This is a genomic window from Tabrizicola sp. (assembly GCF_041913445.1).
In the GTDB taxonomy this organism is placed as follows: Bacteria; Pseudomonadota; Alphaproteobacteria; order Rhodobacterales; family Rhodobacteraceae; genus Tabrizicola.
In genome coordinates, this window is the sequence record NZ_JAYSFG010000003.1 from 153,695 (window position 1) to 174,657 (window position 20,963).

General features: G+C 65.5%; 20 protein-coding genes. 13 read left to right on the top strand and 7 right to left on the bottom strand.

The features are described 5' to 3' along the window. The first annotated feature begins 15 nt into the window (after nucleotides 1-15). Nucleotides 16-480 carry a PTS sugar transporter subunit IIA gene (locus ACE3Q6_RS04940; protein WP_374429246.1) on the top strand — a complete coding sequence of 155 codons (465 nt, stop codon included), beginning with the start codon at nucleotides 16-18 and terminating at the stop codon, nucleotides 478-480. 185 nt (nucleotides 481-665) lie between these two features. Here the strand turns inward: ACE3Q6_RS04940 and ACE3Q6_RS04945 are convergent, their stop codons facing one another. From ACE3Q6_RS04945 to cysQ, 7 genes are all read right to left on the bottom strand, one after another. Then, nucleotides 666-2,054 (bottom strand): nodulation protein NodH, encoded by a 1,389-nt coding sequence (locus ACE3Q6_RS04945; RefSeq protein ID WP_374429248.1) that lies wholly within the window; start codon nucleotides 2,052-2,054, stop codon nucleotides 666-668. After that, the gene (locus ACE3Q6_RS04950; protein WP_374429681.1) at nucleotides 2,051-3,730 is read right to left on the bottom strand and encodes a beta-1,6-N-acetylglucosaminyltransferase; all 1,680 of its coding nucleotides are present in this window, start codon (nucleotides 3,728-3,730) and stop codon (nucleotides 2,051-2,053) included. The genes ACE3Q6_RS04945 and ACE3Q6_RS04950 overlap by 4 nt, the downstream gene beginning before the upstream one ends. Nucleotides 3,731-3,759: 29 nt before the next feature. Beyond that, nucleotides 3,760-4,770 (bottom strand): glycosyltransferase family 2 protein, encoded by a 1,011-nt coding sequence (locus ACE3Q6_RS04955; protein WP_374429250.1) that lies wholly within the window; start codon nucleotides 4,768-4,770, stop codon nucleotides 3,760-3,762. Between the two features lie 31 nt (nucleotides 4,771-4,801). After that, nucleotides 4,802-5,815 carry a glycosyltransferase family 2 protein gene (locus ACE3Q6_RS04960; protein ID WP_374429252.1) on the bottom strand — a complete coding sequence of 338 codons (1,014 nt, stop codon included), beginning with the start codon at nucleotides 5,813-5,815 and terminating at the stop codon, nucleotides 4,802-4,804. Between the two features lie 89 nt (nucleotides 5,816-5,904). After that, the gene (gene galU / locus ACE3Q6_RS04965) at nucleotides 5,905-6,801 is read right to left on the bottom strand and encodes a UTP--glucose-1-phosphate uridylyltransferase GalU (RefSeq protein ID WP_374429254.1); all 897 of its coding nucleotides are present in this window, start codon (nucleotides 6,799-6,801) and stop codon (nucleotides 5,905-5,907) included. A gap of 188 nt (nucleotides 6,802-6,989) precedes the next feature. Then, entirely contained in the window at nucleotides 6,990-7,778 is a 789-nt protein-coding gene (locus ACE3Q6_RS04970) for a 3-deoxy-manno-octulosonate cytidylyltransferase (RefSeq protein WP_374429257.1), read from the bottom strand. Then, complete coding sequence (cysQ, locus tag ACE3Q6_RS04975; protein ID WP_374429261.1) at nucleotides 7,775-8,563, bottom strand: 3'(2'),5'-bisphosphate nucleotidase CysQ; 789 nt, start codon at nucleotides 8,561-8,563, stop codon at nucleotides 7,775-7,777. Before cysQ ends, ACE3Q6_RS04970 begins: the two co-directional genes overlap by 4 nt. 108 nt (nucleotides 8,564-8,671) lie before the next feature. Here cysQ and ACE3Q6_RS04980 point away from each other — a divergent pair, with 108 nt between their 5' ends. The 12 genes from ACE3Q6_RS04980 to ACE3Q6_RS05035 all read left to right on the top strand — a co-directional run bounded on the left by ACE3Q6_RS04980 (nucleotide 8,672) and on the right by ACE3Q6_RS05035 (nucleotide 20,960). Further along, the gene (locus ACE3Q6_RS04980; protein ID WP_374429265.1) at nucleotides 8,672-9,496 is read left to right on the top strand and encodes an ABC transporter permease; all 825 of its coding nucleotides are present in this window, start codon (nucleotides 8,672-8,674) and stop codon (nucleotides 9,494-9,496) included. Further along, the gene (locus tag ACE3Q6_RS04985; protein WP_374429269.1) at nucleotides 9,493-10,089 is read left to right on the top strand and encodes an SH3 domain-containing protein; all 597 of its coding nucleotides are present in this window, start codon (nucleotides 9,493-9,495) and stop codon (nucleotides 10,087-10,089) included. The genes ACE3Q6_RS04980 and ACE3Q6_RS04985 overlap by 4 nt, the downstream gene beginning before the upstream one ends. Before the next feature lie 204 nt (nucleotides 10,090-10,293). Beyond that, nucleotides 10,294-12,201 carry a molecular chaperone DnaK gene (gene dnaK, locus ACE3Q6_RS04990; RefSeq protein WP_374429272.1) on the top strand — a complete coding sequence of 636 codons (1,908 nt, stop codon included), beginning with the start codon at nucleotides 10,294-10,296 and terminating at the stop codon, nucleotides 12,199-12,201. A 72-nt stretch (nucleotides 12,202-12,273) separates the two neighbouring features. Then, nucleotides 12,274-13,422 carry a molecular chaperone DnaJ gene (gene dnaJ / locus ACE3Q6_RS04995; protein WP_374429276.1) on the top strand — a complete coding sequence of 383 codons (1,149 nt, stop codon included), beginning with the start codon at nucleotides 12,274-12,276 and terminating at the stop codon, nucleotides 13,420-13,422. A gap of 72 nt (nucleotides 13,423-13,494) precedes the next feature. Next, nucleotides 13,495-14,259, top strand: coding sequence for a DNA repair protein RadC (gene radC, locus ACE3Q6_RS05000; RefSeq protein ID WP_374429278.1), 765 nt, complete (start codon nucleotides 13,495-13,497; stop codon nucleotides 14,257-14,259). A gap of 27 nt (nucleotides 14,260-14,286) precedes the next feature. After that, complete coding sequence (locus ACE3Q6_RS05005; RefSeq protein ID WP_374429280.1) at nucleotides 14,287-14,964, top strand: HAD family hydrolase; 678 nt, start codon at nucleotides 14,287-14,289, stop codon at nucleotides 14,962-14,964. Then, nucleotides 14,961-15,908: a sugar-binding transcriptional regulator gene (locus ACE3Q6_RS05010; protein WP_374429282.1), complete on the top strand. Its 948-nt coding sequence runs from the start codon at nucleotides 14,961-14,963 to the stop codon at nucleotides 15,906-15,908. The genes ACE3Q6_RS05005 and ACE3Q6_RS05010 overlap by 4 nt, the downstream gene beginning before the upstream one ends. A 115-nt stretch (nucleotides 15,909-16,023) precedes the next feature. After that, on the top strand, nucleotides 16,024-17,334 hold the full coding sequence (locus ACE3Q6_RS05015; protein WP_374429284.1) for a sugar ABC transporter substrate-binding protein: 1,311 nt from the start codon (nucleotides 16,024-16,026) through the stop codon (nucleotides 17,332-17,334). Nucleotides 17,335-17,496: 162 nt separating this feature from the next. Continuing rightward, nucleotides 17,497-18,369 (top strand): carbohydrate ABC transporter permease, encoded by an 873-nt coding sequence (locus ACE3Q6_RS05020; protein WP_374429286.1) that lies wholly within the window; start codon nucleotides 17,497-17,499, stop codon nucleotides 18,367-18,369. A gap of 2 nt (nucleotides 18,370-18,371) precedes the next feature. Further along, the gene (locus tag ACE3Q6_RS05025) at nucleotides 18,372-19,202 is read left to right on the top strand and encodes a carbohydrate ABC transporter permease (protein WP_374429288.1); all 831 of its coding nucleotides are present in this window, start codon (nucleotides 18,372-18,374) and stop codon (nucleotides 19,200-19,202) included. A 7-nt stretch (nucleotides 19,203-19,209) separates the two neighbouring features. Next, a complete protein-coding gene (locus ACE3Q6_RS05030; RefSeq protein WP_374429291.1) occupies nucleotides 19,210-20,199 on the top strand; it encodes an ABC transporter ATP-binding protein in 990 nt (329 codons plus the stop codon). Continuing rightward, the gene (locus tag ACE3Q6_RS05035; protein ID WP_374429292.1) at nucleotides 20,196-20,960 is read left to right on the top strand and encodes an L-iditol 2-dehydrogenase; all 765 of its coding nucleotides are present in this window, start codon (nucleotides 20,196-20,198) and stop codon (nucleotides 20,958-20,960) included. The genes ACE3Q6_RS05030 and ACE3Q6_RS05035 overlap by 4 nt, the downstream gene beginning before the upstream one ends. The last annotated feature ends 3 nt before the right edge of the window (nucleotides 20,961-20,963 follow it).

A 20,963-nucleotide genomic window follows, 5' to 3' on the forward strand; every position in this document is an offset into this window, starting at 1 on the left:
GATCGTCACGGCCCGATGGAACTTTCCAAGCTACTCGTCCCAGGCGCGGTTCGCGTGGTTGGGCAGTTCACCTCCAAGAAGCGGCTGTTCCAGGAACTGGGCGAGATCGCGGCGCAGGCCTATGGGCTGTCCGGCGCGGCGGCGATCGACGGGCTGCAGGAACGCGAGTCGCTGGGTCCGACCGGCGTGGGGCATGGCATCGCCCTGCCCCATGCGCGGCTGGAGGACCTGAAGGGGATCATCGGGGTCTTCCTGCGGCTGGAGAAGCCGCTTGACTACGACAGCGTCGACCGGCAGCCGGTGGACCTGGTCTTCGGCCTGTTCGCGCCCAAGGATTCCGGGGTTGATCATCTGAAGGCGCTGGCATTGGTCAGCCGGACGATGCGGGACCCGGCGGTGGTGGCGAAGCTGCGGGCGAATTCGGACCCGGCCAAGCTGTACGCGATCCTGACAGAGAGCCGGGCGCCCCAGGCGGCTTGATCCTGTCCACGGTGGACAATCGCCTGGCTTGCAAGGAAATCAATAGCTTGGGTGCGGGCGTTAGGGGTTTCTTAACGTCTGACCGCGGCTCTTTCCCCCTCACCCTGGCCCTCTCCCCCGTGGGGGAGAGGGGACGCCGGTTGTGAATGTTTTTCTGCCTTCCTTGGCGGAGGCCTTGGGGCTGGTCAGGTCCGCCAGCGGGTAAAGCCGAAGCCCATGTAGTCGCGCTGGTAGGCTTCGGCGGCGGCGGTTTCGAGGGTTTCGTCCCAGATCGACAAGAGCGCGGCCTCGGCAGGGTCGGGGGTGACCGCGGGCGGAGGGACGCCTGCCTCGGCGGCGAGGGCGGCCAGCCCTTCGGCCAAGCGGTCTTCGCGCAAGAGATGGTCCAGCGGCTGGAAGCCTGCCATGCCCTGCACCAGCGCGGTCTGGCTGGCGAGGCTGGGGTCGACCCGCGACCCGGTCTGACCGCCGGTGGCGAGCCGGCAGTAGGTCAGGAAGATCAAGAAGGCGGCGCGTTCGGCACTGGCGGTCGCGAAAGGTTCGCCCGGGGGCTGAAGCTCGGCCAGGAAGCCGTTGATCAGGATGCGGCGGAGGTCCTGCGCCTCGCCCATCACGATCTTGCGGCGGAAGGCGGCATGGGCGCGCAAAAGCGGGTGGCGCAGCACGGTGAAGCTGCGGTGGCCGGGATGACGGCGCTTCCATTGGCGCAGCGTCTTCTGCTCGAATCCTTCGGTCACCGCGCCCAGTCCCGCGAACCAGTCGCGGACGGCGGCCTCGGGGCCAGAGCGGATCGGAAAGAACAGGAGGCCAGCCTCGGAGGCCAGCGCGTTCGGCACGCCAGCGGCGCGGCGGGGTTCGAAGCTGGGGGTCCGACCAAGATTGAAAACGTCGATGGCGGCGATGGCTTCGGCAAGGGCTTCGGGGTTCTCCAGCTTGTCCTCCAGGGGGCCGGGGTTCTGCTTCTTCAGCGTGTCGTCCAGGGATTTCAGCCGCGCCTCGACCCCCAGAAAGGCCGCGAGCCCGTTGATGACCTCGAGCGAGCCAAGGTCGTCGTAGTCGAGGTAGAAGGCGGTCTGGCCCGTGGTCTGCAGTGCATTGAGAAGGAACAGCTGGAAGGCCTGGATGTCTTGCAGAAGCTTCAGGAATTCCGGCACGTCGAAACGGACCTTGGCGGTCTTCAGCCGCTTCGGATTGGTCAGCTTCCACTGGTCGGTGGCCTGGGCGATCTTCCAGGACACGTAGCTTTCCACGGGGTTGCGCGTGAGGATGATCTTGGCGCAGCCGGGGTCGGGCAGCACGTCATCGAGGATGCGCAGGTCGTGGTCGTGGAAGAAGCGGAAGCCGGGCAGACCGTCGGTTTCCTCACGCAGTTTGCGCAGCAGGGGCCGCGGGTCGCGGTCGCGCTCTTCCATGGTGATCCCGAAAAGCTCAGTCCGGTCCTTCTTTCCCAGGATGTAGCGGTTGAAGACTTCGCCATGGCTGTGGACGCCCGGAAGCGCGTTCAGGTTCGCCTCGAGGAGGTTCGACCCGGTCCGCATCTCGGCGAAGACGACGAAGCTGTGGAAGCGGCTCATCTGACGACGCGGGGCCGGGCGAAGGAGGGCGAGGGCGAGGCAAGCTCGGCGTCGGAAGGGAAATCGCCCATCAGGACCGGTGCCATGCCCTGGTTGCGCAGGTCCTGAAGGAAGCCGCCGAAGCCGTGGAGATCCTGAAGCCGTGGCAGGTCGGTCACGCGATGCGCGGCGCGGGGGTTCAGGAGGTCGACAAGCTGCTCCAGCGGTTCGGAGGGGTTCTCGATGAACTCGGTGAGAGACCAGATGCGGATGCGGGCCTTGCTTTCGGGGCCCTTCAAAAGCTGCAGGAAATCGCTTTCGACCTTCTGCAGGCGCGCCGCCTTGTCCCTTACGTCGGCGGCACTGCGGCCGGATTGCCAGAGCGGGATGGCGAAAGCGCCGGTCACCACGAAGATCGAGGCGTTGGGGTCGGACACGATGGTCGGCGCGATCGCCTGTTCATCCTCGGGTCCGAACTGAAAGCACTGCGTCTCGCCCCGGGTGTTCCAGATCAGGTTGGCCAGGAAGCTTTTCGGGTTGTAGTCGCGCAAGGTCGGGCTGTCGGACAGGCCGCCCTTGAAGACCGGCTCGCCCCCCGCGAACTGGACGCGGTCGAAGGCGAAGAGATGGCCGTGGACCCGCGCGTCCAACGCCCGCGCAAGCCAGGGCTGGAAGTCCGGGATAAGCTGGGCGAAGCCCGAGAAGACGCCATAGGGCGCGGCGAACTGGGTTCCCCCGCGGGCGCGGGTCGGAAAGCGGCTTTGCATGTAGAGGCCGGGGCGACCCGAGACCCGCCGCTCGACCGCCTTGGCGAAGAGCCGGTTGATCTTGCCGGGGCTGGGCACCGGGGCATGGGCGCGGTCGCCGTCGGGCGTGAGGAAGGTATCGTAGAGAAGCTGCGCCTGCGGCCAGGCCTTGCGCGCGATGAAGGCATCGGCCTGGCGCAGGAGGTGCAGGTGGTCGTCGTAGAAGATGTAGGGCCGGCCCTGGTAGTCGAACTTGGACAGGGTCAGCGAGCGGCTTTCGATGCGGGGCGAGACCTGGCGCACGAGGCTTTGAAAATAGCTTTCATCGGGGATCCAGACGCGGCGGAAGTAGCGGTCGATGCGCGCCCGGTCGGGATGGTTCAGGATCGCCTGGAGAGTCGGTCGGGTCAGGCACCACCACTGGCTGCCGAGATGCGGCACGAGGCCCGGCGGAAGGCGGCGGCGGAAGCCCAGCTTGCGCTGGAGCGCGACATAGCTGTCGAAAAGCCGGCGCTGGCGCTTCCAGGAAAAGGGAAAGCGGAGGGTGAAGCGTTCCTCGTTTAGCCCGCCGATGGTCCAGCCGACATCGGCGGTCGTGACGCTTTCGATGAAGTCGGTGATCGGATGGGCGGCGAGATGGGCCTGCAAGGCGCGGACCGGCTTGATCGGCAGGCAGGAGCCGGAGGCGAGGAGGACGTGGCTGACCTCGGGGAAGTCGGCCAGCATCCGGTCCGCAGCCACAAGCGTGGCCTCGACGATCCCGAACGTGCCCCATTCACAGGCGAAGCGGCCGATGAAGCGGATGTCGGGCAGGTCCTTCAGCGCGGCGCGCAGCGTGTCGAACTGGGCCTGCGGCGTGCGGGCGTCGACGTGGACCACCACGGGACAGCCGTGCATCGCCCAGTGCCGTGCCAGTTGCGCTGCACGGTCCAGCGCCGCATGGCACAGCATGATCACGCCCATTTTGACGTCCGGGAGGGTCACGCCCAGTTTCCCTTCGACATCAGGCCGAGAACTTCCAGCTGTCTCCAGTTGACGTATTTCTCGCTCCAGTTGCACCAGAGATCGCGCTCACGGGCGATGCCTTCGCGGTAGGCGCGGTACTCGGCGCTTTGGGCGTAGTGTTCGCCGCGCGCCAGTTCCTCGGCGGCGCGGGCGGCGAAGGTGTCGAGGAACTTGGCGTGGAGGAGGACGCCCGAGGGCTTTTCACCGCCCTGGTCGTCGTAGACGAGGTTCAGGCGGCGGGGCAGGGCCATGTGGGTCGAGGAGACATAGGCGTAGGAGCGGTGCCATTTGACGAGGGGCGTCTTGTTCATCGCGGGCGCGCGCTTGGGGCGGTCGGTGAAGAAGAGCCGGGCGCGGGGGCCGCCCTGGATCCAGAGGTTGCGGTAAAGCGGGTTGCGGGAGATGACGTAGTTGCCGCTGTCGAAATACTGGGCGATCTCGAAGGGATTCTGGCCCTCGCGGTAGGGCTGCTCGTGCATCGGGCCCTTGGGGTACATGTCCAGCATCATGGCGCTGAAGCTGACCGTCTCGCCGCTGTCGAGCCAGTCGGTCAGGGCGCGGAGGGGGCGGGTCTCGCAGAAGGGGTAGACGAAGAATTCGTCCACGTCGACGGTGAGGCACCAGCGGCCGTGGCCGTAGCGGCGCAGCAGGTGCATCATCCAGTCCATGCCGAAGCGCGACTGCTTGTAACCGGCGGTGGCGGACCAGACCGAGACGTCCGGCTGCTCGGCCAGGTATTCGCGCGTGCCGTCGTCCGAGCCGTTGTCGACGATGAGGAAGTGGTCGATCCCGAGGCGACGGTAGTATTTCAGGAAATAGGGGAGCCGCACCCTTTCGTTCCGGACGGTGGAAAAGAGGAGGATCGGCTGGGCGGGCAGGTTGGCCGTGCGGTCGGAGACGGGGCTGAGCTGGCGGCGGCGGCGGAAGGCGCGGGCGATGAGGTACTGGCGACGGATGCGCAGTCTGAGAAGGGTCATCAGGCCCATCCGCGACACCCAAGTCTGCAACCGTGAACCGTCATACCCAACCGCCCCGCGACATGAGGCCCAGGGCCTCCATCTGTCGCCAGCCGATGTAACGAGTGGACGCCGACGTATGCAAGACCGGGTCTGCAGTCAGATGGTCGTAGTAGGCGGCATATTGAGCGGCGTTGCCGAAATGCTCGCCCCGTTCCTTCTCTTCGGCAGAGCGTTCGGTGATCCCGGGGAGGAACTTGGTGTGCAGAAGGACGCCGGACGTCAGCTCGCCCCCGTCGGTCGCGTAAACCTCGTTCAGCCGGGGCGGCAGGAGGGAATGGGTCGAGTTGACATAGGCGTGGCGCCAGTGCCAGCGGACCAGCGGGATCTTGTTCAGGGTGGGCGCGCGGCGAGGGTCGGTGGCGAAGAAGGCCCGCGCCCGCGCGCCGCCCTGGATCCAGAGATTGCGCATCCGCGGCTGGACCTGCACCTGGTAGTTGCCCGCATCGAACCAGGCGAGGTGGCGAATCGGGTCGTCGTCCGGCCCGACCTCGCCCTGCGAAACCGACCCCAGGGGGTACATGTCGATGGTCAGCGCGCCGAAGCTGTCGCGGCCCTGGTCCTGCAGCCAGCCCGTCAGCGCAGGCAGCGGTCGGGTCTGCCAGTAGGGGTAGATCAGCAGCTCGTCCGCATCCAGCGTCAGGCACCAGTGGCCGGAGCCGTGACGCATCTGCAGCCAGGTCAGCCAGTCCATCCCGAAACGGGCGGCCTTGTAGCTGGACGTGGTTCGCCAGAGGGAAAGGTCGGGCTGATCCAGCAGAAGATCGGCCGTGCTATCGGTGCTGCCGTTGTCGACCGCCAGGAAGTGCCGCACGCCCAGTGCGCGGTGATGGCGCAGGAAATGCGGCAGGCGCGCAGCCTCGTTGCGGACGCAGAGGAAGCAGAGCACGTCCTCGGGTTCGATCCGGGCGGTGTGGTCGGAGAGGGCGTCAAGCTCACCCCGTTTCCGCCAGGCGCGCCACAGGAGACGCTGGCGGCGCGTGCGCAGCTTCAGCGCCAGAAGGGCGCCGGTCACTCCGCCAGGTGGCGGGTCGAGATCACCGATGGGGCAGGCGTGAGGCAGGCCCCGGGGAAAGCTGCGCCTTGCTCCCGGGGACGGCAAGCTTACTGCGCGGCCTTCTGCATCGCGGCCATCTCGTGCAGGAAGTCGCCGAATTCCGCGCCGAACTCGGGCCGCGACAGGCCGAAGGCGACGGTGGCCTGCAGGAAGCCGATCTTCGAGCCGCAGTCATAGCGCTGACCGCGGAAGCGCAGGCCGAAGACGCCGCCCTTCTTCTTGGTCTCTTGCGCGATGGCGTCGGTCAGCTGGATCTCGCCGCCCGCGCCCTGCTTGATCTTGTTGAGATTGGTCAGCACCTGCGGCGTCAGGATGTAGCGGCCGATCACAGCCAGGTTCGACGGGGCGTCCTCGGGCTTGGGCTTTTCCACCATGCCCTTGACGCGGACGATGGACCCCATGTCCTCGCCAATGTCGAGAACGCCATAGCTGGAGGTTTTCTTCGGCGCGACTTCCATTGCGGCGACCATGCAGCCGCCGGTTTCGGCGTGGGCTTCCACCATCTGCTGCAAGCAGGGCTTTTCGGCGGCGATCACGTCATCGGGCAGGAGGACGGCGAAGGGTTCGTTCCCGATCAGGCGGCGGGCGCACCAGACGGCATGGCCCAGGCCCATCGGCCGGTTCTGCCGGACATAGGCGATGGCGCCCGAGTCCATGTTGGTGTCCTTCAGGATGTCCAGCAGGTCGGTCTTGTTCTTCTTCTTCAGCTCGGATTCCAGTTCCGGCGCGTGGTCGAAGTAGTCCTCGAGCGCAGATTTCCCGCGCGAGGTCACGAAGATGAATTCCTTGATGCCGGCGGCGCGGGCTTCGTCGATGGCGTACTGGATCAGCGGGCGATCCACGAGGGTCATGATCTCTTTCGGAATCGACTTGGTTGCAGGCAGAAAGCGGGTCCCGAGGCCGGCAACCGGGAACACTGCCTTGGTGATCTTCTTGGCTTTCATGACTCGTCCCTACCTGTATGTTCGTGTTCAATAGCTGTGTCGTGAAACGACTGTCAGGCGAATCTGACCTTATCCGGGCAGCCCCGCGGCAATATTGGCAACCTGCCCGATGCTAGACCCTTTCGCACCAAAAAACGACTCCGGGATGATCGTCCAGAGCCGCAGCGGCCGGTCAAGTGCGCCTTTCGTCACCCCGCCTCTGCAAGCATCCGTTCGATGATCGCAACGTCGGAGGGGTTGTTCAGTTCCCAGAACTGGCGGCCCTTCGCCTCGACCTCGACGCACAGCACCGGACGGCCGTTTTCCAGGAAGCGCAGCTGCTCCAGACCCTCGAGCGTTTCCAGGGGACCCACGGGCCAGGTCGGGTAGGCCAACAGTGCGGCGGGGCGGTAGGCGTAGACGCCGACGTGGTGGAAGACAGGCGTGGGCGCGTCGGGGGCATAGTCGCGCCCGGTGTAGGGGATGACTTCCTTCGAGAAGTAGAGCGCCCTGCCGCCAGTTCCGAAGACGGCGGTGGTGCCGCCGACGCGGCCATGGCGGCGGTCGTTCAGGAAGCCCGCGACAGCCCGGCCATCGCAGCGCAGGACGGGGGTGGCAATGTCGGCCTGGGGGTCGGCGGCCAGCCCGGCGATGAGGTGTTCGACAAACCAGGCGGGGGTGAGCGGCGCGTCGCCCTGGAGGTTCACGACGATGTCGTAGCCGGGAAGCTGGGCGGCCACCTCGGCACAGCGTTCGGTGCCATTGCGGGCGTCCGACGAGGTCATGACAACCTCGGCTCCGAAGGCGCGGGCGTGTTCGGCGATGCGGCTGTCGTCGGTGGCGACGACGACGCGGTCGATACCCTGGACGGAGGTTGCGGCCTCCCAACTGCGGCGGATCAGGGTCTTCTCGCCGTCGGGGCCCTTGAGCGTGACGAGCGGCTTGCCCGGGTAGCGGGTCGAGGCATAGCGGGCGGGGATGGCGACAAGGGTCTTCATTTGAGCGTCACCCCGGGTGCGTAGGCGATGAAGAAGGGGTTGTCCCAGCCGGGTTTGCCATAGGCGAGGGGCTGGTGGTCGTCGAAACGGACGACATGGCCCCCTGCCCCACGCAGGACGGCATCCCCGGCGGCGGTGTCCCATTCCATCGTGCGGCCAAGACGGGGGTAGAGGTCGGCCTCTCCGGTGGCGACAAGGCAGAACTTGAGGCTGGAGCCTGCGCTGGTCATGTCGCGGACGGCGTAGCGCGCGATGTAGTCGTCGGTCGCCTGGTCGCGGTGGGATTTCGACGCCACGACCATCAGCGCGGCGTTGTCGGGGGTGGAGACCCTGAGCGGAGTCACGGGGCCGGGGATGGGGCCGAAGGGGCCGGCTTCCTCGACCGACTTGCCGTCGGGAAGGGTGTAGAACAGGCGCTGTTTCGCCGGGGCGTAGACGACGCCCAGGGCAGGAACGCCGTCGCGGACATAGGCGATGTTGACGGTGAAGTCGCCGCGGCGCTGGACGAACTCCTTCGTGCCGTCGAGCGGGTCGACGATGAAGAAGGTCTGGGCGGTCAGGGCGTGGGAGGCGGCCTGTTCCTCGGTGATGAGCGAGACGTCCGGGAAGGCGGCGCGGAGGCCCGCGGAGATCACGGCATCGGCGGCCTCGTCCGCTTCGGTCACGGGGGAGGCGTCGCCCTTGGCGCGGACCTCGAAATCGGGGCCGTGGTAGACCTGCAGGATACGCTCGCCCGCTTCCAGCGCCAATCGGCGGAAAAGCGGCACCATGGTTGCAAAATCCATCACGTCTCCTGCGGCGAATTGATCAAGGGAAGTGCGGCCCTTATCCTTCGTCGTCAACGGAACGGCAAGATTCCTGCTGCAGGATGCCGCCGGAAGGAGAGGGCCCGCATGTTCCGCCACAAGCCGCACGAACGTACATGGCTTGGCCTGGGGTTCGAAACCCTGGAGCTGATCTATCACGTCGCGGTGCGCAAGCTGCGCAAGACGCACAACAACGCTGTGCTGGGGCTGGTGATGTCGATCGTCCAGTCGCTGCTGATGCTTTTGATCATGTATTTCATGATGAGCCTGTTCGGCATGCGCCGGATCGCGGTGCGCGGCGACTTCATGCTGTACGTGATGTCGGGCGTCTTCATGTTCATGACCCACATCAAGGCCATCGGCGCGGTGTCCAGTGCGGACGGCCCGACCTCGCAGATGATGATGCACGCGCCGATGAACCCGATCATCTCGATCATGGGGGCGGCGCTGGGGTCACTTTACCAGCAGACGCTGTCGGCGGCGGTAATCCTGTTCGTCTACCACGCGATCTGGAACCCGATCACCATCGACGAACCAGTCGGGATGCTGGGGATGTTCCTCTTGTCGTGGTTCTCCGGGGTGGGAATCGGGATGGTGTTCCTGTCCGCCAGACCCTGGCAGCCCGAGACGGTGGGGATCCTGGTGTCGATCTACCAGCGGGCCAACGTGATCGCCTCGGGCAAGATGGTGCTGGCGAACAACCTGGCCTCCAACCGCCGCGACTGGTTCGACTGGAACCCGCTGTTCCACACCATCGACCAGGCGCGGGGGTTCGTGTTCCTGAACTACACGCCGCGCTATACGGATTACCATTACGCGGTCTACTACGCGCTGGTCTGCATGATGATCGGCCTGATGATGGAATTCTTCACCCGCCAACACGCCTCGGCCAGCTGGAACAAACGGCGATGATCCGGATCCTTCTAACCCTGCTTTTCCTGGCCCTGCCGGCGCAGGCGCAGGACTTTCCCGCGCTTTACGCCGTCACCGGCGTCGCGGCAGACGATGTGCTGAACATCCGCAGTCGGCCTGATGCGGGCGCTCCGATCATCGGCGCGCTCGCCCCGGATTCGACGGGGGTCGAGGTCCTGGGCCGGTCCGGGAACTGGGCGCTTGTCAGTGCGGGCGAAGGGATGGGCTACGCCTCGCTGCGCTTCCTGTCGCGGGAGCCTGGGCCATCCTGGGCCGCTCTGGAGGCGCCGCTGACCTGCATCGGGACCGAACCCTTCTGGACGCTGGAGATCGACCCGGCCGCGGAAAGCACCCGCTTCCGCACGCCCGAGGCCCCGGATCCGGCCGCAAAGCCCATCACCGGGCTCTGGCCCGCGCAGCCTTGGGCGCGAAGTGCCGCCGTCGGCCTGGCGGACGGTCTGGCCGTCCTTACCGGGGCCGAGTGTTCGGACGGGATGTCAGACCGGAGTTACGGGATCGCCGTGGACATTTTCCGCACCCTGTCCGGCCGCGAGATCCGGCTTGCCGGATGCTGCAGCCTGGGCCGGCCCTGAGCAGGGAATAATGCGGAAATTTTGCGCATCATCGCCCAAGATTCGCGGCTCGCCCCGCGCGCGGACCGTTGCAGGCCCGAAATGGCCTGCCTATATACGCCTCACACGGGAGCCAGGCCGCCAGACCTGACCCCCATCCAGGGCGGGGATGCCTGCTTGCAAGGGTCCTTGCCGGAACATCGCCTGAAGTAAAGGGATACACACATGGCCAAAGTCATCGGTATTGACCTCGGGACCACGAACTCCTGCGTCGCCATCATGGACGGCTCGCAGCCTCGCGTCATCGAGAACTCGGAAGGCGCGCGCACGACGCCTTCGATCGTCGGCTTCACGGAAAGCGAACGCCTGGTCGGCCAGCCCGCCAAGCGCCAGGCCGTGACCAACCCCACCAACACCGTCTTCGCGGTCAAGCGCCTGATCGGCCGCCGCCTGGGCGACGCCGAGGTTGAGAAGGACAAGAAGCTTGTCCCCTACAAGATCGTCGACGGCGGCAACGGCGACGCCTGGGTCGAAGTGCGTGGCGACAAGTATTCGCCGTCGCAGGTCAGCGCCTTCATCCTGCAGAAGATGAAGGAAACGGCCGAGTCCTATCTGGGCGAGACCGTCACCCAGGCCGTGATCACCGTCCCCGCCTATTTCAACGACGCCCAGCGCCAGGCCACCAAGGACGCGGGCAAGATCGCGGGCCTCGAGGTGCTGCGCATCATCAACGAACCGACGGCTGCGGCGCTCGCCTATGGCCTCGACAAGAAGGATTCGAAGACCATCGCGGTCTATGACCTTGGCGGCGGTACCTTCGACATCACCATCCTGGAAATCGACGACGGCCTCTTCGAGGTGAAGTCCACGAACGGCGACACGTTCCTCGGCGGTGAAGACTTCGACATGCGCATCGTCCAGTACCTGGCGGACGAGTTCAAGAAAGAGCATGGCGTCGACCTGACGCTGGACAAGATGGCGCTGCAGCGTCTGAAGGAGGCCTCGGAAAAGGCCAAGATCGAGCTCTCGTCGTCCCAACAGACCGAGATCAACCAGCCGTTCATTTCGATGGACAAGAGCACCGGGCAGCCCCTGCACCTGGTGGTCAAGCTGACGCGCTCGAAGCTGGAAAGCCTGGTCGAGGACCTGATCAAGAAGTCGATCAAGCCCTGCATGGCGGCTCTGAAAGACGCCGGTGTCTCGAAGGACGACATCGACGAGGTCGTTCTGGTCGGCGGTATGACCCGCATGCCGCGCGTTGTGGAGGAAGTGACCAAGTTCTTCGGGAAAGAGCCCCACAAGGGCGTGAACCCCGATGAAGTCGTGGCGCTGGGCGCGGCCATCCAGGCGGGTGTTCTGCAGGGCGACGTCAAGGACGTGGTGCTTCTGGACGTGACGCCGCTGTCGCTGGGGATCGAGACGCTGGGTGGCGTGTTCACTCGCCTGATCGACCGCAACACGACGATCCCGACCAAGAAATCGCAGGTCTTCTCGACCGCCGAGGACAACCAGAACGCGGTGACGATCCGCGTGTTCCAGGGCGAGCGGGAGATGGCCGCGGACAACAAGCTGCTGGGCCAGTTCAACCTGGAACAGATCCCGCCCGCCCCGCGGGGCGTGCCGCAGATCGAGGTGACCTTCGACATCGACGCCAACGGCATCGTGTCGGTGAAAGCCAAGGACAAGGGCACGAACAAGGAGCAGGCGATCACCATCCAGGCCTCGGGTGGTCTGTCCGATGCCGACATCGAACAGATGATCAAGGACGCCGAGGCGAATGCCGAAGCGGACAAGGCCCGGAAGGAGCTGGTCGAGACCAAGAACCAGGGCGAAAGCCTGTTGCATTCGACCAAGAAGTCGCTGGCCGAGCACAGTGATAAGGTCGACCCGTCCACCGTCGAGGCGATCGAGCTGGCGATGAGCCCGCTTGAAGACGCGCTGAAGGGCGAGGATGCGGGCAAGATCAAGGGCGCGATCCAGAACCTGACCGAAGCCGCGATGAAGCTGGGCGAGGCGATCTACAAGGCCAGCCAGACTGAGGGTGGTTCCGGCGAGGAAGAGCCGCGGCCGGTGGATGACGATGACATCGTCGACGCCGACTTCGAGGATCTGGGCAACAACAAGCGGAAGTAAGCCGCGGAATTCGGGAAAAGGGGCGGTTCGGGAACGGACCGCCCCTCCTCGGTTCCTCATGGGGGTTTTGCCGTGGCAAAGCGCGATTATTACGAAGTGCTCGGGGTGAAGAAGGGCGCTTCGGCCGAAGAGCTGAAGAAGGCTTACCGGACGAAGGCCAAGGAGCTGCATCCCGACCGCAACTCCGACAACCCGCAGGCCGAGGCCCAGTTCAAGGAAGTGAACGAGGCCTATGACTGCCTGAAGGATGAACAGAAGAAGGCGGCCTACGACCGCTTCGGCCATGCCGCCTTCGAGAACGGCATGGGCGGGGGTCCGCGTCCTGGCGGCTATGGCCAGCAGGGCGACTTTGCGTCGGCGTTTTCCGACGTGTTCGAGGACCTGTTCGGCGATTTCATGGGCCGGGGCGGCGGTGGCGGCGGGCGGTCCCGGGCCCAGCGCGGCTCGGACCTGCGCTACAACCTGCGGGTTTCGCTGGAAGAAGCGTACTCCGGCATCCAGAAGACGATCACCGTGCCAACGTCCGTCACCTGCGACACCTGTCACGGGTCCGGGGCGGAGGGCGGGGCGGAGCCTGTCACCTGTCCGACCTGCAACGGCATGGGCAAGGTCCGGGCGCAGCAGGGTTTCTTCACCATCGAGCGCACCTGCCACCAGTGCAACGGCATGGGCCAGATCATCAAGAACCCCTGCCGGACGTGTAGCGGCCAGGGGCGGATGCAGAAGGAAAAGCAGCTCTCGGTGAACATCCCGCAAGGGGTGGAAACGGGCACGCGGATACGTCTGGCCGGCGAGGGCGAGGCCGGTCTGCGCGGCGGGCCGAATGGCGACCTTTACATCTTCATCGAGGTGAAGGAGCACGCGCTCTTCCAGCGCGACGGGGTGCACCTGTTCTGCCGGGTGCCGGTCAGCATGCCGACGGCGGCGCTGGGGGGCGAGATCGAGGTTCCCACCATCGACGGCGGCAAGGCGCGGGTGAAGGTTCCGGCCGGGGCGCAGTCGGGCAAGCAGATGCGGCTTCGCCAGAAGGGCATGCCGGCGCTGCGGTCGGCGAATACCGGGGACATGGTCATCGAGCTGGCGGTGGAAACCCCGGTGAACCTGACCACGCGGCAGCGGGAGCTTTTGAGGGAGTTCGAGAAGCTGAGCGAGGAGAACAACCCGGAAAGCTCCAGCTTCTTTTCCAAGGTCAAGGGCTTTTGGGACGGGATGAAGGGGTAACGGTAAGGTGGGGTTGAACCCCACCCTACGGCCTTAACGCTTTCTCAACCATGACCCGGCAATCTGGGTCGCATGGTCACGTCGTTCAATGAACCTTTTCTACCTTTGGTCGCGCCTGCGGGGGATGCCGATGAGGCCGAACCCCAGGCGCTGACCGGGCGGCTGCCGTCCTACATCGCAGACCACCGGCAGCGCCTGCGCGACCGCTTCATGCAGGCGGGCGGTGCGGCGCTGCCGGACTATGAGCTCCTGGAGCTGGTCCTGTTCCGCGCCATTCCCCGGCAGGACGTGAAGCCCCTCGCCCGGCTGCTCCTCGACACGTTCGGGGATTTCAACCGGGTCATCACCGCCTCCCCGGCCCGGCTGCAGATGGTCAAGGGCGCCGGGCCTGCCGTGGTGCTGGAGTTGAAGCTGGTGGAAGCCGCCGCGCAAAGGATGATGCGGGCGCGGGTGATCCAGAAGCCGCTCCTCTCCAGCTGGGACGCCCTGCTGGACTATTGCCACACCACCATGTCCCACCGCGAGACGGAGCAGTTCCGCGTCCTCTTCCTCGACCGCAAGAACGTGCTCATCGCGGATGAGGAGCAGGCGAAGGGTACGGTCGACCACGTCCCCGTCTACCCGCGTGAGATCGTCAAGCGGGCGTTGGAGCTGAACGCATCGGCGCTGATCCTGGTCCACAACCACCCCTCGGGCGACCCGACGCCCTCGGAGGCTGACATCAGCATGACCCACCAGGTCAAGGACGCCTGCGCCGCGCTGGGGATCACGCTCCACGACCACCTGATCATCGGCAAGAGCCGCGAGTTGAGCTTCCGCTCACAGGGCTACCTTTAGCCCACCCTTTGCGCTACGCCTAAGCGAATGAGCGAGTTCGACCTTGTCATCTTCGACTGCGACGGCGTGCTGATCGACAGCGAGATCATCAGCGCACGGATGCTGGTGACGGAACTCGCGCGGCTGGGGCTGACCATCGACCTCCCATACGTCGAACGCCATTTCCTCGGCCGCAGCTACCCCGTGGTGATGGAGACGATCCGGCGCGAGTTTGGCCTGGACCTCCCGCCCGAGTTCGAGGCGCAGTATCGTGAGGCGCTGCTGGCGGCCTTCCAGCAAGAGCTGAAGGTCGTCCCGCATGTCCACGAGGTGCTGCAACGGATCGGCGTGCCATTCTGCGTGGCCACCTCCTCCAGCCCCCGCAGGGTGGAGATGTCGCTGAAGCTGGTCGGGTTGACGGACCTTGTGGGGGAACGGGTGTTCACCTCCACCCTCGTCGCCAGTGGCAAACCGGCGCCGGACCTGTTCCTCTATGCGGCCGCCAAAATGGGCGCGGACCCGGCGCGGACGTTGGTGATCGAGGACAGCCTCACGGGCCTCCGCGCCGGGCTCGCCGCCGGCATGACCGTCTGGCGCTTCATCGGCGGCAGCCATCTGGGACCGCAGACACCCGAGGAACCGGAGGACGCCCGCCCGCATCGCAGGCTTGCCAGCTTCGCCGAGTTTTTCCAGATTGCGCCCGGTTTGGGCAGGCAGGCAGCATGAGCAACGAGCCGACATTGCAGGATGAAGCCGCCCGTGCGGGTTGGCTGTACTATGTCGCAGGAATGACCCAGGACCAGATCGCGACCGAGCTGGGGGTCAGCCGCCAGCGGGCGCAGCGCCTGGTCAGCCGGGCGATGGCCGAGGGGCTGATCCATGTGCGCCTCAACCACCGGATCGGGGCCTGCCTGGACCTGGAGTCCGCCCTCATGGACCGCTTCCACCTGACGCGCTGCCGCGTCGCCCCCTCGCTTGGGCCCGGAGTCGACCCGGCACGCACCGTCGCGCCTGCCGCGGCCGGAGAGCTTGAGAGGGTTCTCAGGACCACCCGGCCCCTGGTGATCGCTTTCGGGACCGGACGGGCGTTGCGGGCAATGGCGGAACAGTTCAGCTTCGCCGAGCCGGTGCAGCACCGCATCGTCTCGCTTTTGGGCAACATCGCGCCGGACGGATCGGCAACGCTGTACGACGTGATCAGCCGCATCGCGGAAAAGCTGAACGCGACCTATTATCCGATGCCCGTGCCGGTGATCTCGGACACGCCCGAGGAGCGTGAGTTCTTCATGCACCTGCGTCCGGTGCGCACCGTGTTCAACCTGGCGCGACAGGCGGACGTGACCTTTGTTGGCGTCGGTCAGATGGGGCCGGATGCGCCGCTGGCCCTTGACGGGTTCGTCACCCCCGAGGCCCTGCGTGAGTTGCAGGCGCTGGGTGCCGTGGGCGAGATCGGAAGCTGGATCTTCGACGCCCAGGGACAGTACATCGAGACCCCGCGCAATGCGCTTGTCGGCGGCGTGCGGGTCGAGCCGGGGCAGTCCCAGCCCGTCATCGGCGTGGCGGCGGGGCAGAACAAGGTCGGCGCCATCCACGCCGCACTGACCGGCCGCATCATCAATGGCCTCGTGACCGACGAAGACACGGCCACCGCGCTTCTGCAGCACGAATAACCGGCGAGTCCCTCGCAGTCGCAGCGTATGTGGGGGCTTGACGACTCTGGTCCGGCTGTGAGTAAATGCTCAACAGGCGAGGATTTGCTCATTTTCGCCATCAAGGGAGGACTACATGACAAAGACGCTGCGCGCCCTTATGGGTGCAACGGCTCTTGTCGCGCTTGCGGGCGTGGCATCGGCCGAGACGACCATCACCGTCGCCACCGTGAACAACGGCGACATGGTCCGGATGCAGGGCCTGATGGACGACTTCAACGCCAAGCACCCCGACATCAAGGTGGAGTGGGTGACGCTGGAAGAGAACGTCCTGCGCCAGAACGTGACGACCGACATCGCCACCGGCGGCGGCCAGTATGACGTCATCACCATCGGCACCTATGAAGTTCCGATCTGGGGCAAGCAGGGCTGGCTGGAAAGCCTGAACGACCTGCCAGCGGAGTATGACGTCGACGACCTGCTGCCGGCGATCCGCGGCGGTCTGACCGTGGACGGCAACCTTTACGCCTCGCCCTTCTACGGCGAGTCGTCGATGGTGATGTACCGCAAGGACCTGATGGAAGCTGCCGGGATGACCATGCCCGACGCTCCGACCTGGGCCGACATCGAGGCGGCGGCCAAGGCGATGACCAACCGCGATGCGGACATCAATGGCATCTGCCTGCGCGGCAAGGCCGGCTGGGGCGAGAACATGGCTTTCCTGACCGCCATGTCCAACAGCTTCGGCGCGCGCTGGTTCGATGAAAACTGGGTGCCGCAGTTCGACCAGCCCGAGTGGAAGGCGACGTTGGACTTCTACCTGAACCTGATGAACAACTACGGGCCTGCGGGCGCGTCGAACAACGGGTTCAACGAGAACCTGACGCTGTTCAACCAGGGCAAGTGCGGCATGTGGATCGACGCCACCGTTGCGGCGTCCTTCGTGACCGGCAAGGATTCGACCGTCGCTGACAAGGTCGGCTTCGCGCTCGCCCCGGACAACGGGCTTGGCAAGCGCGGCAACTGGCTCTGGGCCTGGAGCCTGGCGGTTCCGGCGTCGTCGGATGCCAAGGATGCGGCCAAGACCTTCATCAACTGGGCGACCAACAAGGACTACCTGGCACTTGTCGCCTCGAAGGAAGGCTGGGCCAACGTTCCTCCGGGGACGCGGACCTCGCTCTATTCCAACGAGGAGTACGCCAAGGTGCCGTTCGCCAAGATGACGATCGACAGCATCAACTCGGCTGACCCGACCAACCCGACCGTGAAGCCGGTCCCGTATGTGGGTGTCCAGTTCGTCGCCATCCCGGAGTTCCAGGGCCTGGGCACCACGGTGGGCGAGATCTTCTCGGCGGCGCTGGCTGGCCAGAAGACGGCTGACGAGGCGCTGGCCGAGGCTCAGGCCGCGGTTACCGAAGAGATGAAGGCCGCAGGCTACATCCAATAACAAGAACCGGGGGCGACCTCCCAAGGCCCCCGGATTCACACTCGGCTTGCGGACCCCCCAGAGATCCGCAAGCCGCCCTTCACAAGCGAAACCGTATCAGTGCTTGCGCGGCCCAATTCGCGGCCGCACCCTTTCGCCATCGGAAGCCCGGGGAGGCCGCTCATGTCCACGCAATCCAGCCGCCTGGCCGCCCGCATGATGGTGGCGCCCTCGGTGGTCCTGCTGCTGATCTGGATGATCGTGCCGCTGGCGATGACGCTGTACTATTCGTTCCGGCTCTATCGCCTGTTGTCGCCGGACCGGACGGGCTGGGTCGGGTTCAACAACTATCTGTGGTTCTTTAACTCGCCCGATTTCTGGCTGGCGCTGTTCAACACGCTGGCGCTGGTGGGCGGTGTGCTGATCATCACGGTGGTGCTGGGCATCCTGATCGCGCTTCTGATCGACCAGCCGGTGAAGGGCCAGGGCTTCCTGCGCATCCTGGTGATCGCGCCGTTCTTCGTGATGCCACCGGTGGCCGCGTCGATCTGGGAAAACCTGTTCATGCACCCGCAGAACGGCCTGTTCTCGGCCGTGGCGCGGGGCTTCGGGATGCAGCCGATCCTGTTCCTGGAGCAGTATCCCATGTGGTCGGTGATCGGGATCGTTTCGTGGGAATGGCTGCCCTTCGCGACGTTGATCCTGCTCACGGCTCTGCAGTCCTTGTCGTCCGAGCAGCTGGAGGCGGCAGAGATGGACGGGGCCTCGGCCTTTGCCCGCTTCCGCTACATCATCCTGCCGCACATGACCCGGGCGATCACCGTCGTGATCCTGATCCAGACGATCTTCCTTCTGGGCATCTTCGGCGAGATCTTCACGACCACGCAGGGCGGGCCAGGATCGGCCTCCACCACGCTTCCTTACATGATCTTCAAGCAGGCAATCGCGGCGAAGGACATCGGGCGCGCGGCGGCCGGAGGGATCATCGCCGTGATCCTGGCGAACATCGTGGCCTATTTCCTGATGCGCGGCCTTGGCCGCAACCTGGAGAACTAAAGATGGCCCGCGCCCTTTCCCCCCGCCGCCTGTGGCTCACCACCGCCGCCGCCTGGTTCGTGGCCCTGCTGATCTTCTTCCCCGTGTTGTGGATGATCCTGACCAGCTTCAAGACCGAACCCAGCGCGGTCGCGATGCCGCCGCAACTGTTCACCGCAGACTGGACGCTGGAGAACTATGCCGAAGTCTGGGCGCGGTCGGACTATCCACGGTTCTTCTGGAACTCGGTCGTCATCTCCGTGGGTTCCACCCTGCTTGGGTTGCTGATTGCGATCCCAGCCGCCTGGGCGATGGCCTTCGTGCCCGGGAAGAAGACCAAGGACCTGCTGATGTGGATGCTGTCCACCAAGATGATGCCCGCCGTCGCGGTGATGATCCCGCTGTATCTGCTGTTCCAGCAGCTGGGATTGATCGACACCAAGTTCGGCCTCGTCATCGCGCTGATGCTGATGAACCTGCCGATCATCATCTGGATGCTTTACACCTACTTCAAGGAAATCCCTGGGGAAATCCTGGAAGCCAGCCGCATGGACGGGGCGACGCTGTGGGGCGAGATCATCTATGTCCTGACGCCGATGGCGCTGCCGGGGATCGCCTCGACCATGCTCCTCAACATCATCCTCGCCTGGAACGAGGCGTTCTGGACCATCGTCCTGACGACCACCAAGGCGGCGCCCCTGTCGGCCTTCATCGCCAGCTTCTCGGCGCCGCAGGGCCTGTTCTACGCGAAACTCTCGGCAGCCAGCGCGATGGCGATCCTGCCGATCCTGATCCTTGGCTGGTTCAGCCAGAAGCAACTCGTCCGCGGCCTGACCTTTGGCGCGGTGAAGTGAGGACAACATGGGCAAGATCCAACTGACCAAGGTGCGCAAGGCGTTCGGCGAGGTCGACGTCATTCCCGGCATCGACCTGACCATCGAGGACGGCGAGTTCGTCGTCTTCGTGGGGCCGTCGGGCTGCGGGAAATCCACGCTGTTGCGGCTGATCGCGGGGCTGGAGGATACGACCTCGGGCGTGATCGACATCGACGGCAAGGACGCGACGAACCTGCCTCCGGCCAAGCGCGGTCTGGCGATGGTGTTCCAGTCTTACGCGCTTTACCCGCACATGACGGTGCGGAAGAACATCGCCTTCCCGCTGAAGATGGCGGGGATGGACCAGGCGGAGCAGGACAAAAGGGTGGAACGTGCGGCCAAGGTGCTGAACCTGTCGAACTACCTTGACCGTCGCCCGGGCCAATTGTCGGGGGGTCAGCGCCAGCGGGTGGCAATCGGGCGGGCCATCGTGCGGGAACCGGCGGCCTTCCTGTTCGACGAGCCCTTGTCCAACCTCGACGCGGCCCTGCGGGTCGGGATGCGGCAGGAGATTTCCGAGCTGCACCAGTCGCTGAAGACCACGATGATCTATGTGACCCACGACCAGGTGGAGGCCATGACGATGGCCGACAAGATCGTGGTGCTGAACGCGGGCCGGATCGAACAGGTCGGCGCTCCGCTGGAGCTGTACAACCACCCCCGGAATCTGTTCGTGGCGGGCTTCATCGGCAGCCCCAAGATGAACTTCATCGAAGGGGCCGAGGCTGCGAAGCACAACGCCCATACCATCGGCGTCCGGCCCGAGCATATCTCGGTCGGTGATGGGCCGTGGGAGGGTGTCGTGGGCCTGTCGGAGCATCTGGGGTCCGACAGCTTCCTCAAGGTCGCGGTCGAGGGTGTCGGCACGCTGACCGTCCGCGCGCCGGGCGAGGTCAATGCCCACCACGGCGACCGCATCCGGCTGGCTCCGGCCGGGAAAATTCACCGCTTTGATACGAATGGACTGGCACTATGAGACTTGCAGGGAAAACGGCACTTGTGACGGGCGGGGCGCGGGGCATCGGCTTGGCCTTTGTCGAGGCCTACCTGCGCGAAGGCGCGCGGGTGGTGATCGCGGACGTGGGCGGCGCTGAGGCAGCGGCGGCGAAGCTGGGGGAGCGGACGCTGGGGATCACGATGGACGTGACCGACCAGGCGTCGATCGATGCGGGCGTGAAGGCGGCGGCGGAGTGGGGCGGCGGGATCGACATCCTGCTGAACAACGCGGCGATCTTCGATCTGGCGCCCATCGTCGACATCACGCGGGAAAGCTATGACAAGATCTTCGCCGTCAACGTGGCGGGGACGCTGTTCCCGCTGCAGGCGGTGGCGAAGGTGATGATCGCGCAGGGGCGTGGTGGAAAGATCATCAACATGGCGTCGCAGGCCGGTCGCCGGGGTGAGGCGCTGGTGGGGGTCTATTGCGCCTCGAAGGCCGCGGTGATCAGCCTCACCCAGTCGGCCGGCCTCGACCTGATCAAGTACAAGATCAACGTGAACGGGATCGCGCCGGGCGTCGTCGACACGCCGATGTGGGACGCGGTGGATGCGCTGTTCGCGAAGTACGAGAACAAGCCCTTGGGACAGAAGAAGAAAGAGGTAGGCCTTGCGGTCCCCTACGGCCGGATGGGCCGCCCCGAGGACATGACCGGGGCCGCCGTTTTCCTGGCCTCCTCGGATGCCGATTACATCGTCGCCCAGACGTTGAACGTCGACGGCGGCAACTGGATGAGCTGAGCC